Raw genomic sequence first — 14,581 nt, 5'->3', positions numbered from 1 at the left:
ATGACGCGCGGCCAATCCCGGGGCTTTTGACGGGGCTCAGGCGAAGCCCGCCACCGCATGCGGCACGTAGGCTGCTTCCAGCGCGGCGATCTCGAATTCGTCGAGCCGGACCGACAGCGCCGCCGCCGCGTCGTCGAGATGCTGCATCTTGGTCGCGCCGACGATCGGCGCCGTGATCACCGATTTCGACAGCACCCAGGCGAGCGCGATCTGGGCGCGCGGCAGGCCGCGCTGCTCGGCGACATGCGCCACGGCCTCCACCACGCGCCTGTCGGCATCGGCCGTGCGCGAATAGAGCCCCTTGCCGAATTCGTCCGTCTCGGCGCGCGCCGTCTTCTCGTCCCAGTCGCGCGTCAGCCGGCCACGCGCGAGCGGGCTCCAGGGGATGACGCCGATCCCTTCCGCCGCGCAGAGCGGCAGCATCTCGCGCTCCTCCTCGCGGTAGAGCAGGTTGACGTAATCCTGCATCGAGACGAAGCGGGCGAGGCCGAGCGCCTCCTGCTTGGCCAGCATCTGCGCGAACTGCCACGCATACATGGACGAGGCGCCGATATAGCGGGCCTTGCCCATCTTCACGACCTCGTCCAGCGCCTCGATCGTCTCCTCGATCGGCGTTTCATAGTCGAAGCGGTGGATCTGGTAGAGGTCGACATAATCGGTGCCGAGCCGCGTCAGGCTCGCATCGATCTCGTGCAGGATCGCCTTGCGCGACAGGCCGGCGCCGTTCGGACCAGGGCGCATGCGGCCATGCACCTTGGTGGCGATCACCACCTCCTCGCGCCTGGCGAAATCGTTCAGCGCCCGGCCGACGATCTCCTCGCTGGAGCCGTCGGAATAGACATTCGCCGTGTCGAAGAAATTGATGCCGAGCTCCAGCGCCTTGCGGATGAAGGGCCGGCTTTCGGCTTCCGGCAGCGTCCAGGCATGGTTGCCGCGCGCCGGGTCGCCATAGCTCATGCAGCCGAGGCAGAGGCGGGAAACTTCGAGGCCAGTGCGACCGAGACGGGTATATTCCATGGAGCGCTCCTTGACGACCGGATCCGATCCGCCCTGGACGATTGGGGCCCGGCGCGGTTCGGCGATCTCGGCAATGTGAACCATAAAGTGCCTATGCACGAGCCACTTATCGGTTACTGTTTGCGTGACGTGAGGCCCGGCTGTCCCGGTGCGGTGCCTTGCGCTCCAAGCATGGGGACTGCATGAGCACACGCAGCGCTAGCCTCTCCACCTCCGGCGCCTGGCTTATGGCGCTCGCCGCCCTGGCCGGACTGGCCGTCTCGATCGCCAACTACTTCAACCGCGACAGCGGCATCGCCGGCGAGCCCGGCACCCTCCTCGTCATCGCCTCCACCGCGATCATGCTGGTCGCGGCGCTGATCCTGGCGCGCGCGTCCCGGCTCGGCGGCTTCCTGCGCGGCTTTCTCGTCATCGGCTGCCTGGTCGACATCTTCGGCACCGGCTTCGCCGCCTACCTGCTCGAAAGCCAGGCCCTGCTCTGGCTCATGGTTGCCGGCCTGGTCGGCTGGCTGCTGCATGTGTTCGGGCCAGCCCGCGACCTGAAAGCGATCCCCACCTCCTGACGAAAGCGCCGATCATGCCTCGGACTGAAGCTCGTCTGCCTCGCCTCGCCCTGTCTTGCCTGTTCGCCATCGCAAGCTCCGCCGGCCTAGCCACGGCCGCCCGCGCCCAGGATGCCGCCAACCCCGCCCCGCTTAACGACACCGCCAAGAACTGGTCGACCTTCAACGGCGATCTGCAGGCGCGAAAATTCTCGCCGCTGACGCAGATCACGCCGGAAAACGTGAAGGATCTGAAGGTCGCCTGGAAGGTGCACACCGGCGACATGTCGGACGGCTCTGGCACCACGCCGCCCTCGGTCTGGTCGGCGACGCCGCTCTTCGTCAACGACACCGTCTATCTCGGCACGCCCTTCTACCGGATCTTCGCGATCGAGCCGGATACCGGCAAGGTTAAGTGGACCTATGACAGCAAGGGCGAGCTGAAGGCGCTGACGCAGCCGGACCTGAAGAACCGCGGCGTCGCCTATTGGCAGGCCGATGCGCCGGTCGCGGGCCAGGCCTGCGACAAGCGCGTCTATATCGGCACGATGGACGCCAAGCTGCATGCGGTCGACGCCGATACCGGCAAGCCCTGCGCCGATTTCGGCAAGGCGGGCGTGCTCGACGTCAACGCCTTCAACACCACCAACGCGAAATGGCCGCTGTCGCTGCTGCAGCCGCCAACCGTGTTCAAGGACTATCTGCTGCTGGGCTGGGCCGGCAAGGACTGGGACCAGACCGTCGACAGCCCCGGCACGATCTTCGCGCTCGACGCGCGCACCGGCGCCCTGCGCTGGGAGTTCCACTCGCTGCCGCCGGAGCTCATCAACAAGACCGGCACGGCCAATGTCTGGGCCTCGATGTCGGTCGATCCGGAACGGCAGATCCTCTACATTCCCGTCTCCTCGCCCAGCCCCAATTTCTATGGCGGCGACATTCCGGAGGGGCTCGAGGTCATCACCTCGGTGACGGCGCTCGATATCCCGACCGGCAAGATGCTGTGGAGCCGACAGCTCGTCCATCACGACATCTGGGACCTCGACACCAACGCTGCACCGACGCTGTTCGACCTCGAGAAGGACGGCAAGACGATCCCCGCTCTGATCCAGACCTCGAAGCAGGGCTTCCTCTACATCCTCGACCGCACGACCGGCGAGCCGATCTATCCGATGGAAGAGCGGCCGGTGCCGAAATCGACCGTGCCGGGCGAGCATTCCGCCCCCACCCAGCCCTTTGTCGACCTGCCGAAACCGGTGGTGCCGGACAAGTGGCCGGGCGTCTACGACCTCGCGGACTGGGCGAGCTTCGGCTATTGCAGCCGCACCGCCAAATCGCTGGTCGACGAGGGCCGCTTCACGCCGCCCAGCCTGCAGGGATCGCTGGTCTATCCCGGCACGATCGGCGGCACGGAATGGGGCGGCGGCGCGCTCGATCCGCGCTCGCAAACCTTCGTCGTCAATTCCTCCAGCGCGGTGCAGACCTACCAGTTGCTGACCCGCGCCGATTACGAGAAAGCCGTCAGCGGCGGCTCGGAGACCGGCGGCCTGTTCCCGCAGACCGGCGGCCCCTATGGCATGAATCTCAACACCTTCCTCAATCCGCTCGGCATGCCGTGCTGGAAGCCGCCCTATGGCACGATGGCCGCGTATGACCTCAAGACCGGCGCGCAGCTCTGGAACAAGCCGTTCGGCCAGATCCAGAAATGGGGCTTCTACATGCCGGAATCCTGGGGGACGATCACGATCGGCGCGCCCGTCGTCACGGCGACCGGCGTGATCTTCATCGGCGCCTCGATGGATTCCCGCGTCCGCGCTATCGACCTGAAGACCGGCGAGGTTCTCTGGAAGTCGCTGGTCGAAGCCCCCGCCGTCGCGATGCCGGCGGTCTACGACTACAAGGGCAAGCAATATGTCGTCTTCACCGTCGGCGGGAATTCGATCCTGACGCCGAGGGTATCCGACGAAATCGTGGCGTTCGCCCTGCCAAATTGAGGGGGCTCGCACCCACCCGCCCCACCCTCGCCGTCATCCCGGGCTTGACCCGGGATCCATACAGCTGAGGCGCTGGGAGGTCGGGCCCATCGGCGCCGCGTCTCGGATGCAGCCAACGCGGATGGATGGATCCCGGGGCAAGCCCGGGATGACGCCGGAAGAAGTGCTCCAGCCGGCCGCGAAAACATCGCGACCGGCTGGAGGATCGTTACGCCGCGCGGCGGGCTTCCGAGTCGAGGGCGGCAAAGTCCTCGTCGGAGAGTTTGATCGAAGCCGCGGCCGTGTTTTCCTCGAGATGCTTGACGCTGCCCGTGCCGGGAATCGGCAGCATCACCTTCGAGCGCTTCAGCAGCCAGGCGAGCGCCACCTGGCCCGGCGTCGCGCCGAGCTTGCCGGCGATCTCGGTCAGCGCCGACCCTGGCCGGGCGAGATTGCCGGAAGCGAGCGGCGCCCAGGGAATGAAGCCGATATTGTTGGCCTCGGCATAATCGAGCACGGCCTCGCTCTTGCGATCGACGAGGTTGTACTGGTTCTGCACTGTGGTCACGGGGAAGAACTTCTGCGCCGCCTGGATGTCGGCGACGGAGACTTCCGACAGGCCGACATGGCGGATCAGGCCTTCCTTGCGCATGTCGGCGATCACCTGGAACTGCTCGTCCTTGGGCACGCGCGGATCGATCCGGTGCAGCTGCCAGAGATCGATGCGGTCGATCTTCAGGCGGCGCAGGCTCATCAGCACGCATTGGCGCAGATATTCCGGCCGGCCGACCACCTGCCAGATGTTCGGGCCATGCCGGGTCAGCGCACCCTTGGTAGCGATCACGAGGTCCGTGTAGGGATGCAGAACCTCGGCGATCAGGTCTTCGCTGACATAGGGGCCGTAGCTGTCGGCGGTATCGATCAGGTCGATGCCAAGTTCCGGCACGCGCTTCAGCGTCCGCTTCGCCTCGGCGACGTCCTTCGGCTCGCCCCAGATGCCGTCGCCGGTGATCCGCATGGCGCCGAAGCCGAGCCGGTTCACGGCGAGGTCGCCGCCAATCAGAAACTGGCCGGATGCGGCCGCGTTGATGTCGTTGGGCATGGTGTGGTCCTTCGATGAGGAAGCCGGAGCGGACCGCCCATCACGGCACGATCGTCCGACCGGAATCGAAATTCCGCCGCGACGGTCATGCCGGAAGCCGACATTTGGTCGACCACCGCTCTCCACTCGCGACGAATACCCGGGAGGGTCTCGAAGAGATGGGCCCGCCGCGACCGGCATCAAAGGGGCGCGCCGATCACGGACGCGTGAACAGCGTAGATGGGGGGCCTTGGGAAGACCCTCACCCCACCCTCTCCCGCGCGCGGGAGAGGGCTTTCCACCGCGGACTGCATCGGCGGGCGCGGCGATCACCCAGAGGTGAAGGAGGATCGATTGAGAAATACGGGAGGGAAAGAGGCAAATTCCTCTCATCCCAATCCTTTAGCCGCAGACCTATCCGGAACGGGCAAATGGAGAACGGGGACAAAAGGCCGCCAAGGTTGTGTTCCGTAAACGAACAGCTCAGATTGAGATTCGCTGCAAGACGGTGGGACAGGAAAGGGGCGCAACCCTCCCTGTCCCGTCTGATTATACTGGTCGGACTGCAGCAGAGCGGCCCCTTAACGGGACCCTTTGGGGGCGCAACCGTCGCGCCCCCCTTGTTTTCATCAGATGATGATGTTGCAGAGGCTACTCAGAAGTTGCGTTTTTCGCAACAGACAGAATCTACACTCCCAACATACAAATCGCTTCCCCCTATTCCCGCCAGCTCTTCAGCCCGAGCAGCTTTTCGCCGAGCGGCGAGAGGGTCGCCGTTTCGGCGTTCTGCTTCTCCCACTCGCGCGGGTCGCCCGGAAAAGCGTCGCGGTGCGGGTGGTCCAGTTCGCGCCAGAGCCGGATGCGCTCGGTGCGCTCGGCGACGTTCGCCTCCTCGGCCGGATGCATCGAGATGTACTGCGCCATGCGGACGCGGTCTTCCGAATGGTTCGGGCGGACGCCATGCGCCAGCAGCGAATTGAAGATCAGCAGATCGCCGGCTTCCATCTCGATATTGGTGATGGTGAGCCCCGTCGTGTCGGGATGCATGGGGTCGCGGTCGTCCGGCTGGGTCTTCACCCATGCGTCAAAATTCGCGAACAGCTCGGGAATGCACTGGAAGCCGCCGACGTCGCCATCCTGCTTCTTCAGGCTCAGCACGCCCTGCACGCCGATCGGCGGCGGAACGAGCGAGGTGTCGGCGTCCCAGTGGATGAAGCCGTTCGGGTTGCCCTTCACCTTCTTCGGCGGGTTCAGATTGGCGCGGTCGATCGTCACCCAGAGGTCCTCGCGGTCCCAGATATCGACGAAAGCGTCGTAGATCCGGCTCTCCTGGCGATTGTCCCAGAGATACTGGTGATTGTAGATCTCCAGCATGCCGGTGCCGTTCAGCTCCTTCATGATGTGATCGCGGCGCTGCGGCGCATACCAGGTGGCGGGATCGGCCGGGTCCTTCTCGTCGAATTGCCAGAGCAGGTCGACCAGCCGCTCGACATTCTCCTTCGGCACGGCCTGGCGCACGATGACATAGCCGCGCGTGATCCAGTGCTGCCAATCTTCCTCGCTGAGCACCCGCAAAGGCAGCGTCTTCACGATGTCCTTCAGCTGCGTTTCCTGGTGCGTGGTCGGGTGGCTGTCGCGTTTGGCGGCCATGGACATCGTCTCTCTCCCTGATCTCCCGCATCCCTCGCGGATGCCTCTGGGGAAAGACTAGCGATCCGCGCCCGACGCGTGTTCGCCGATCCCGGCAAAAACTGATACGATTCCGGCGTCGATGAGCCCAAGGGATCCAGATGAAGCCGTTTCTCGAGAGATTGGCGCTGCCGGATGGTGCCTCCTGGGCGACGCTCAACCGTCGCCTCGACGGCGAGATCCCGTTCCAGTGGCATCATCACCCCGAGTTCGAGCTGACGCTGACGCTGAACTCGCGCGGCCAGCGCTTCATCGGCGACCATATCGGCAGCTATGACGATGGCGACCTCGTGCTGGTCGGCCCCAACCTGCCGCATAGCTGGTGCTCGGCCGCCAAAGTCGAGGAAGCGGCGCCGCACGTCGCCCTGGTGATGTGGTTCCTGCCGCAATGGACGGCGCCTTTGGGCAGTGTGTTTACCGAGCTCCGCGCCGTCGCCGCCATGCTGGCGCGGGCAAAGACGGGCCTGAAGTTCTCCGGCGCCGCCGCGGCCGGGGCGAGGCCGTTGATCGAGGCGCTGTTCGCGCTGCCGCCGGACGAGCGGCTGATCCAGCTCCTGCACGTACTGGCGCGGCTTGCCCGCGACGCCGACGCCGTGCCGCTCGCCTCGCCGCTGGCGGTCGCCGATGACAGGCCGATGGATCGCGGCCGGATCGACCGCGTGCTCGACCATGTGCACCGGCATTTCGCCGAGCGGCTGACGCTGGACGGCCTCGCCGACATCGCCGCGCTGAGCCCGTCCGGGCTGCACCGGCTGTTCCTGCGCCATACCGGCCAGAGCGTGATGGGCTATCTGGAGCGCCTGCGCATCGGCGCCGCCTGCGCGCTGCTTTCGGGCGGGACGCGGCCGATCGCCATGATCGCCGACGAGGTCGGCTACGACTCGCTCGCCAACTTCAACCGCCAGTTCAAGGCCCAGCGCGGGGTAACGCCGAGGCAGTACCGGCAGAGGTTTCGGATGGATGGGTGAGGCCCCACGCTCGCCGTCATCCCCGCGACGGCGAGGATCCATGCGGCAGTGACATCGGGAGTTCGGGCTGCAAGGAACCGGCAAAGGCACCTCTTCACCTCTCCCTTAGAGAGAGGTCGACGCACGGGGTGCGGCGGGTGAGGGGTTCAGTCCTGTCCGGAAAGGCCGCAACCCCTCACCCGGAGCTTCGCTCCGACCTCTCCCCATGGGAGAGCTGAAGAAAGCGAGCCCCCTCTCCCGCAGGCGGGAGAGGGTTGGGGTGAGGGTCTGCCGGAAAGCGCCCCTACCCCTCCGGCTTCTCCGTCTCCGGGATCTGGCCCGGCCATTCGACGATGAATTCCTCATATTCCTCGACCGGGATGTCGCTCTCGCTCACCGTGCGGCCGGAAGTCGAGATGCCGGCGTCGTGCACCGTCTCCGGGTCGCCGGAGACCAGCGGGTGCCACCAGTAGAGGTCGCGGCCCTCGGCGATCAGGCGGTAGCCGCAGGTCGGCGGCAGCCAGGTCAGCGTGCGTACCGTCTTGGGGTCGAGCGGGATGCAGTCGGGCACGAAATCATGCCGGTTGGGATAATCCCGGCAGCGGCAGGTATCCTCGTCCAGCAATTCGCAGGCGATGGCCGTCCAGACGATCTCGCCGGTGTCCCAGTCTTCCAGCTTGTTGAGACAGCAGCGGGCGCAACCGTCGCAGAGCGATTCCCATTGCGTCGGGTTCATCTCCTCCAGGGTCAGGCGCTTCCAGAACGGCGCTTCCTCGGTCTCGGGCGCGGATACCAGGGCGGCATCCTGTTGCGCGGAGGCCGCAGCGTCGCGTGCGTCCTTTCCTTGCAAGGGCATGGAGATTGCGTATCCTTTGTCGATCGGCGAAAACCGGCCAGGGCTGGGGGCGGTCTGTTCACCGGGCATTCCGAATGGCGCTATATAGTGCCGGAATGTGATGTTTCGACGGCCTTTTAGAACCATTCGACCTCCATTGGAACAGCCCTTGCGCAAGCTTCAGCATCGTATCGCGGCATGGATCGGCGGCTGGAAGCCCGGCGCGAACCCTCCGGCGGATGCGGCTGGCGATCCCGCCTCCCCGGTGGAGAAGGCCGCGCAAGGCGATGCGCCGGCAAGCCCCGCGCGTGCGAAATCACCCCGGCTGCGACTGATCGAGATCGACGCCTTCATCGATTCCGCGCTGTACCGGATCTGGACCGGGCTGAAGGACGGCGCCGAGGCGCTGTCGCGCTTTGCCCGCCGCTTCCGCATGACGGGCTGGCGCCGCGCGCCGTTCGAGATCCTGGGCGACGGGCTGACCATGGCGGTCGGCGGCGGCATCGTCATGCTGACGCTCGCCTTGCCGGCCTTCGACGCGACCAAGCAGGACTGGCTGGCGCAATCGGATTATTCCGTCACCTTCCTCGACCGCTACGGCGCCGAGATCGGCAAGCGCGGCGTGCGCCATTCGGAATCGGTGCCGCTGGAGGAAATGCCGGACAGCCTGATCAAGGCGACGCTCGCCACCGAGGACCGGCGGTTCTACACGCATTTCGGCATCGACATCATCGGCACGGCGCGCGCGCTGATGGAGAACCTGCGCAATGACGCGGTGCGCCAGGGCGGCTCGTCGATCACCCAGCAGCTGGCGAAGAACCTGTTCCTGTCGAACGAGCGCACGCTCGACCGCAAGATCAAGGAAGCCTTCCTCGCCCTCTATCTCGAGAGCAACCTCTCCAAGCACGACATCCTGCAGCTCTATCTCGACCGCGCCTATATGGGCGGCGGCAATTTCGGCGCGGCGGCTGCGGCCGAGTTCTATTTCGGCAAGAAGGTCACCGACATCAACCTAGCCGAGGCGGCGATGCTGTCCGGGCTCTACAAGGCCCCTGCCCGCTACGCGCCGCACATCAACCTGCCGGCGGCGCGCGCCCGCGCCAATGACGTGCTGACCAACATGGTGCAGGCCGGCTTCATGACCGAGGGCCAGGTGATGGGCGCGCGGCGCAAGCCGGCCGACGTCGTGCGCAAGGCCGCCGACACCGCGCCCGATTATTTCCTCGACTGGGCCTTCGACGAGGTCAAGAAGCAGGTGCCGGATGGCGACCGCAGCCTGATCGTCCGCTCGACCGTCGACGTCAACATCCAGAAGACCGCCGACGAGGCGATCGAGAGCGCGCTGCGCGATTCCGGCGAGCGCTACCGGGTCAGCCAGGCGGCGATGGTGGTGGCCGAGCCGGATGGCGCGGTGCGCGCCCTAGTCGGCGGCCGCGATTATGGCGAGAGCCAGTTCAACCGCGCCACCGATGCGCTGCGCCAGCCCGGCTCGTCGTTCAAGCCCTTCGTCTACACGGCGGCGCTGCAGCACGGCTATACGCCGAAGAGCATCGTGGTTGACGCGCCGATCTCGATCGGCAACTGGTCGCCGAAGAATTATGGTGGCCGCTATATGGGCTCGATCCAGCTCACCACGGCGCTGATCCATTCGCTGAACACGGTCGCCGTGCGGCTGGCCGGTGCCGTCGGCCGGCCGACGATCATCGACTTGGCCCACCGCATGGGCATCACCACCAACATCATCAATTCGAAGTCGTTGCCGCTCGGCGCGACCGATGTCCGCGTGCTCGACATGACCGGCGCCTATGCCGTGTTCGCCAATGGCGGCCTCAAGGCGACGCCCTATGCCTTCACGCAGATCCTCAACAGCCAGGGCCAGGTGGTGTTCGACCGCAAGCGCGACGTGCCGCCGCCCGAGCGCGTGCTCGACGAGAAGACCGTCGGCATGATGGACTACATGCTGGGCCAGGTGCCGGAGCGCGGCACCGGCCGCGCTGCCAAGCTGCAGGGCATCAAGACCGCCGGCAAGACCGGCACCACCAATGCCTATCGCGACGCCTGGTTCATGGGCTTCACCGGCAATTATGTCGGCGGCGTCTGGTTCGGCAATGACGACTTCACCTCGACCAACAAGATGACGGGCGGCTCGCTGCCGGCGCAGACCTGGAACCGGGTGATGACCTATGCGCATAACGGCATCGAGCTGAAGCCCATCCCCTATATCGATGAACCGGCCTCGGACGGTCCGCGCCCCGCCCCGGCGATCGCCAGCACCGACGCGGACCAGCGCCCGCTGTCGCTTTCGGCGCGCACCACCGAGCGGCTGATCGCGCTGGAAAAGCTGCTGGAAACGGCGCCGCCGCTGAAGCCGCTCAACGCCGTCTCGTTCGATTCCGGCGAGGCGATCCGCGCCGCGGCGCTGGAAGGCACGCCCTAGGCGCGCCCTCGGGGCCCCGGCCCACGCCTGTGCAACCGGAGCCCGGGCGCGCGGCGCTCTCCCTTGTTCCGTCACGAGCCTCCACAGTTGCCCAATTCCGCCGCAGGCACGCCTATATTTCCGCGCGAATGCCCGCCATGCGTGCACGCATATCGTTCAAATTTTGAAATATATTACTAAATATCCGGAAGTTTATCATCGGATACGACGTAATTCCGCAGCAACATTTCGGTTACTATACTGCGAATCTATAACTTGTACCCCTTCGTCATTGCGAACTTGTTGCTCGCTCGCTACAGACTTCGAAGTCTGTCTGCGATATTCAATGAATTCGGACGGTATGGAGGGCGACATGAAGAAGACGGCACGTGCAGCGGCGCTTGGGCTTGGGATGACCTTTGGCTTGGCTGGCGCGGCCAGCGCTGCCGACCTGACAGTGCCCTACGAGCCAATTCCCGCGCCCGAGCCCGCCTTCACCTGGACCGGCCTCTATATCGGCGCCCATGGCGGCTATGCCTGGTTGGACTTCAAGAGCGAGCCGACCGATGCCTATGGCGGCATGAAGCCGGATGGCTGGTTCGGCGGCGGTCAGGCCGGCTACAATTACCAGTTCTCGAACAACATCGTGCTCGGCATCGAGGCTGATGCTTCGTTCGGCGACCAGAAGGACTCCATTTCGGCGCTGATCGGCGACCCGCTGGAAAATGCGGTCACGCTCGACTACGCCGCCAAGATCGACGCCTTCGGCACCGTGCGCGCCCGCGCCGGCTATGCCGTCGACCGTTTCCTGCCCTATGTCACCGGCGGTCTCGCCTGGGCCAATGCCGAATTGGACTTCCACAACCAGATCATCGCGGACGGCAACGTCGCCGTCGACCTCAGCGCGTCCGACAAGCAGACCTTCACCGGCTGGACGATCGGCGCCGGCCTCGAATATGCCGTGACCAACAACATCACGGCCAAGGTCGAATATCTCTATGCCGATCTCGGCTCGAAGGATTTCGACCTGGGAACGCCGGTCTCCGCCGACATCACCATGCAGACCGTCAAGTTCGGCCTCAACTACAAGTTCTGACCGCCCGGGCGTCTCGGACCGGGAAGCGCCCCACTCCCGGTCCGCCGCGTCTGCGCGGCCTTGCGGCGTGTGGAATGCCCCTTCGCTGCCGCCTGCCCGGCTTCCCGGCGACTCCCCCGCCCGGAAGAGAAGCGCTGTTGCAGCGACACCACAGACAGCGCAGCGGCTGAAAGCTAAGTTCCCCGCAGTTATGGGGGACTAAATGCTTAAGAAATTTATCGGAATTTCTTTCCTCGCCGCAATCGGCATGGCCCAGGCCGCGCAGGCTGCGGACCTCGCGGTCGTCGAGGAGACGGTTATCGTTGCCCCCGCATTCAGCTGGACCGGCTTCTATGCCGGCGTGCATGCCGGCTATGGATGGGCCGACCTCGATACATTTTACTCCGAGGACTTGGGCGTCGGCGGCAAGCCGGACGGTTTCTTTGGCGGCGGCCAGGTCGGCTACAACCACCAGTTCAGCAACCATGTCGTTCTTGGCATCGAGGCGGACGCCGCATTTGCCGATCTCGAGGACGACGGAAAGCAGGGCGATTCCGACTTCGCGTATGGCACCGGCGCCAAGATCAACGCGCTCGGCACGGTTCGCGGCCGCGCCGGCTACGCCATCGATCGCCTCCTGCCCTATGTCACGGGCGGCTTTGCCTGGGCTAACGCGAGGACCGGCGTGACCGTCGGTGGCGACGCTATTCCGAACTACAGCTTCACGGACAGCAAAGTCTTCACCGGATGGACGGTTGGAGCGGGCCTCGAATACGCCGTGACCAGCAACATCACCGCCAAGGTTGAGTACCTCTATGCCGATCTCGGCTCCAAGGACCTGGACGCCCATCCCTTCGGCGCCAATTACCTGGTCCCGGCCGACCTCTCTTCGCTGCAGACCGTCAAGCTGGGCCTGAACTACAAGTTCTGATCGACGCGCGCGTCGACCCGACTCGAAACTCCCGAGCCGTCCTGCCCGGGGGCTTTTTTTGTCTCTACGCGGCGCGGCGATGGCCCCTGCCTTGCGCAGCGGCACCTTCGCGGGATCAGGCCCTTGCGCGCGGGCCCCGTCCCGATTCATTCTGTCGCCCCCGCGTCTCGCCCGGAGTACTCCATGACCGTCGCCGCCGCCGTCGATACCGCCGCCTCCGCCGCACAGGAGAAGCGCGCCGCGCGTCTCGACGCGGTCATCGACAGCGCGATCCGCGACGGCGTGATCGTCGGCGCCGTGGTGCTGGTCGCCGAGGACGGAAAGCTCGCCTACCGGCGCACGGCCGGCCATGCCGACCGGGAAGCCGAGCGCCGGACCACGGAAGACACGATCTTCCGCCTCGCCTCGGTCACCAAGCCGCTGGTCGCCGCCGCGGCGCTGTCGCTGGCCGAAGCCGGCGTGATCGGGCTCGACGACCCCGTGACGCGCTTCCTGCCCGATTTCCGGCCGAAGCTTGCCGATGGTAGCGAACCGGTGATCACCATCCGCCACCTGCTGACCCACACCAGCGGACTGATCTATGGCTATCCCAAGGAAGCCGGCATATCGGAAGGGCTCGACCAGCCCGGACGCGGCATGGACGAAAATCTGGCGAAGATCGCCGCACAGCCGCTCGCCTTCGCGCCCGGCACGTCCTGGTATTATTCCGTCGGCATCGACGTCCTGGGCGGGCTGCTCGAAAAGGCGACCGGCAAGAGCCTGCCGGACATCGTCGCCAGCCAGGTGACGAAGCCGCTCGGCCTTGCCGACACCGGCTTCCTGCCCAGCGATCCCGCCCGGCTCGCCGTGGCCTATGCCGATGGCGATCCGCGCCCGACGGCGATGGCCGACCACCAGGCCGTGACGGGCCTGGCGATCGAGGGCACGATCCATTTTGCGCCAAACCGCAATTTCGATCCGAACTCGTTCCCCTCGGGCGGCGCCGGCATGTTCGGCACGGCGGGCGACTTCCTCACCTTCCTGGAAGCGATGCGCAAGGGTGGCGCGCCGGTGCTTTCGGCGGAAAGCCTGGCGCTCTTGTCGCAGAACGCCATCGGTTCGTTCGACACCGGCGTGCCGGGCCGCGGCTTCAGCCTCGGCTGGTCGATCACGCATGATCCGGCCGCCGGCGCCTCGCCCTTCTCGCCCGGCACCTGGCAATGGGGCGGCGTCTACGGCCATTCCTGGTTCGTCGATCCCGTCCGCAAGCTGTCGGTGGTGTCGTTCTCGAACACGGCCTTCGCCGGCGTCGCCGGCCCCTACCCCGAGGCCATCAAGGCCGCCGTTTACGGGTAAGTTGCGGCCGCGGGACGTCGCATCACTGAGGTAGCGCCGCCGCGACCGTCATCCCGGCGGAGGCCGGGATCCAGACGCTCGGGCCCGTGGCGAGAAGACTGTGCTGCCGTTTCAGCGGTCCGTGTGTATGGGCCCCGGCCTTCGCCGGGGCGACGGGGCCCGACGGTTCGTCTTCAGGGGCTGACGAGATAGACCGGCGCCGCCTCAAGCCGCCTCGGCGACATCCTCGCCAAAGCCTTTGGTGACCGCGTCGGGCAGGCCGAACAGGCCGTCGAACGCCCAGTTGAACACGAACATGTAGATCGGGAAGAACACGATCAGGGCAGTATCGAGGATCAGCGCCTCGACGAGCGACATCTCCATCCACCACGCCATCAGCGGGATGAGGAACACCAGCAGCGTCACCTGGAAGCCGAGCGCATGCAGCACGCGGCGGCCGAACGAGCGCGAGCGCGCCGGGCGCGACGCCTCCCAGCGCTCGAACAGGCTCGTATAGGCAAGGTTGACCGTAATCGCGAGCGCCGAGGTCATCACCGCGAGCGGGCCGGTATGCGAGGGCGCTGTGCCGGAAAGATAGGCAAGGATCAGCGCCGATATGAGGATCCCGGTTACCTCGAATGTCGAGATATAGACCACCCTGCGAAGAACACCCTGCACCGAAACAACCTCTTGGCTAGCGCCGGACCGACCGGCTGGAGGCGGGCTTATAGGCGCTTTCGCAGATAGAAAAAGTTGCCATCTGT

Annotated in this window: 12 protein-coding genes; 7 read left to right on the top strand and 5 right to left on the bottom strand. The window is 65.7% G+C overall.

Features of this window, described 5'->3' with window-relative positions; all coding sequences use genetic code 11:
• Positions 1 to 36 precede the first annotated feature (36 nt).
• On the bottom strand, positions 37 to 1,017 hold the full coding sequence (locus ABIE08_RS01250) for an aldo/keto reductase (RefSeq protein WP_354548127.1): 981 nt from the start codon (positions 1,015 to 1,017) through the stop codon (positions 37 to 39).
• A gap of 182 nt (positions 1,018 to 1,199) precedes the next feature.
• Here ABIE08_RS01250 and ABIE08_RS01245 point away from each other — a divergent pair, with 182 nt between their 5' ends.
• On the top strand, positions 1,200 to 1,580 hold the full coding sequence (locus ABIE08_RS01245) for a hypothetical protein (protein WP_354548126.1): 381 nt from the start codon (positions 1,200 to 1,202) through the stop codon (positions 1,578 to 1,580).
• Between the two features lie 14 nt (positions 1,581 to 1,594).
• Complete coding sequence (locus ABIE08_RS01240; RefSeq protein ID WP_354548125.1) at positions 1,595 to 3,550, top strand: pyrroloquinoline quinone-dependent dehydrogenase; 1,956 nt, start codon at positions 1,595 to 1,597, stop codon at positions 3,548 to 3,550.
• A gap of 208 nt (positions 3,551 to 3,758) precedes the next feature.
• On the opposite strand, the gene ABIE08_RS01235 is transcribed toward ABIE08_RS01240, so the two are convergent.
• Positions 3,759 to 4,631, bottom strand: coding sequence for an aldo/keto reductase (locus ABIE08_RS01235; RefSeq protein WP_354548123.1), 873 nt, complete (start codon positions 4,629 to 4,631; stop codon positions 3,759 to 3,761).
• A 696-nt stretch (positions 4,632 to 5,327) separates the two neighbouring features.
• Positions 5,328 to 6,266: a phytanoyl-CoA dioxygenase family protein gene (locus ABIE08_RS01230; protein ID WP_354548122.1), complete on the bottom strand. Its 939-nt coding sequence runs from the start codon at positions 6,264 to 6,266 to the stop codon at positions 5,328 to 5,330.
• Positions 6,267 to 6,400: 134 nt separating this feature from the next.
• Between ABIE08_RS01230 and ABIE08_RS01225 the strand changes: the two genes are divergently transcribed.
• Positions 6,401 to 7,267, top strand: a complete 867-nt coding sequence (locus ABIE08_RS01225) for an AraC family transcriptional regulator (protein ID WP_354548121.1) — start codon at positions 6,401 to 6,403, stop codon at positions 7,265 to 7,267.
• Positions 7,268 to 7,550: 283 nt separating this feature from the next.
• On the opposite strand, the gene ABIE08_RS01220 is transcribed toward ABIE08_RS01225, so the two are convergent.
• Positions 7,551 to 7,982, bottom strand: coding sequence for a YcgN family cysteine cluster protein (locus ABIE08_RS01220; protein WP_396309430.1), 432 nt, complete (start codon positions 7,980 to 7,982; stop codon positions 7,551 to 7,553).
• A gap of 268 nt (positions 7,983 to 8,250) precedes the next feature.
• On the opposite strand from ABIE08_RS01220, the gene ABIE08_RS01215 reads away from it, so the two are divergent.
• The 4 genes from ABIE08_RS01215 to ABIE08_RS01200 all read left to right on the top strand — a co-directional run bounded on the left by ABIE08_RS01215 (position 8,251) and on the right by ABIE08_RS01200 (position 13,838).
• Complete coding sequence (locus ABIE08_RS01215) at positions 8,251 to 10,518, top strand: transglycosylase domain-containing protein (protein ID WP_436409488.1); 2,268 nt, start codon at positions 8,251 to 8,253, stop codon at positions 10,516 to 10,518.
• A 352-nt stretch (positions 10,519 to 10,870) separates the two neighbouring features.
• Positions 10,871 to 11,593: an outer membrane protein gene (locus ABIE08_RS01210; protein WP_354548118.1), complete on the top strand. Its 723-nt coding sequence runs from the start codon at positions 10,871 to 10,873 to the stop codon at positions 11,591 to 11,593.
• 202 nt (positions 11,594 to 11,795) lie between these two features.
• Positions 11,796 to 12,503, top strand: a complete 708-nt coding sequence (locus tag ABIE08_RS01205; RefSeq protein ID WP_354548117.1) for an outer membrane protein — start codon at positions 11,796 to 11,798, stop codon at positions 12,501 to 12,503.
• Between the two features lie 183 nt (positions 12,504 to 12,686).
• Entirely contained in the window at positions 12,687 to 13,838 is a 1,152-nt protein-coding gene (locus tag ABIE08_RS01200) for a serine hydrolase domain-containing protein (protein ID WP_354548116.1), read from the top strand.
• Positions 13,839 to 14,042: 204 nt separating this feature from the next.
• Here the strand turns inward: ABIE08_RS01200 and ABIE08_RS01195 are convergent, their stop codons facing one another.
• Positions 14,043 to 14,495: a PACE efflux transporter gene (locus ABIE08_RS01195; RefSeq protein WP_354548115.1), complete on the bottom strand. Its 453-nt coding sequence runs from the start codon at positions 14,493 to 14,495 to the stop codon at positions 14,043 to 14,045.
• Positions 14,496 to 14,581: the final 86 nt, after the last annotated feature.

The organism is Kaistia defluvii, from assembly GCF_040548815.1.
Classification (GTDB): domain Bacteria; phylum Pseudomonadota; class Alphaproteobacteria; order Rhizobiales; family Kaistiaceae; genus Kaistia; species Kaistia defluvii_A.
Note: the sequence above shows the minus strand (reverse complement) of the source record. Positions and strands in the feature narration are given on the sequence as shown.

Coding starts and splice junctions, on each gene's coding strand:
- ABIE08_RS01220 (WP_396309430.1), bottom strand. CDS start 7,982: ATGAACCCGACGCAATGGGAATCGCTCTGCGACGGTTGCGCCCGCTGC.
- ABIE08_RS01235 (WP_354548123.1), bottom strand. CDS start 4,631: ATGCCCAACGACATCAACGCGGCCGCATCCGGCCAGTTTCTGATTGGC.
- ABIE08_RS01210 (WP_354548118.1), top strand. CDS start 10,871: ATGAAGAAGACGGCACGTGCAGCGGCGCTTGGGCTTGGGATGACCTTT.
- ABIE08_RS01230 (WP_354548122.1), bottom strand. CDS start 6,266: ATGTCCATGGCCGCCAAACGCGACAGCCACCCGACCACGCACCAGGAA.
- ABIE08_RS01240 (WP_354548125.1), top strand. CDS start 1,595: ATGCCTCGGACTGAAGCTCGTCTGCCTCGCCTCGCCCTGTCTTGCCTG.
- ABIE08_RS01205 (WP_354548117.1), top strand. CDS start 11,796: ATGCTTAAGAAATTTATCGGAATTTCTTTCCTCGCCGCAATCGGCATG.
- ABIE08_RS01225 (WP_354548121.1), top strand. CDS start 6,401: ATGAAGCCGTTTCTCGAGAGATTGGCGCTGCCGGATGGTGCCTCCTGG.
- ABIE08_RS01245 (WP_354548126.1), top strand. CDS start 1,200: ATGAGCACACGCAGCGCTAGCCTCTCCACCTCCGGCGCCTGGCTTATG.
- ABIE08_RS01250 (WP_354548127.1), bottom strand. CDS start 1,017: ATGGAATATACCCGTCTCGGTCGCACTGGCCTCGAAGTTTCCCGCCTC.
- ABIE08_RS01200 (WP_354548116.1), top strand. CDS start 12,687: ATGACCGTCGCCGCCGCCGTCGATACCGCCGCCTCCGCCGCACAGGAG.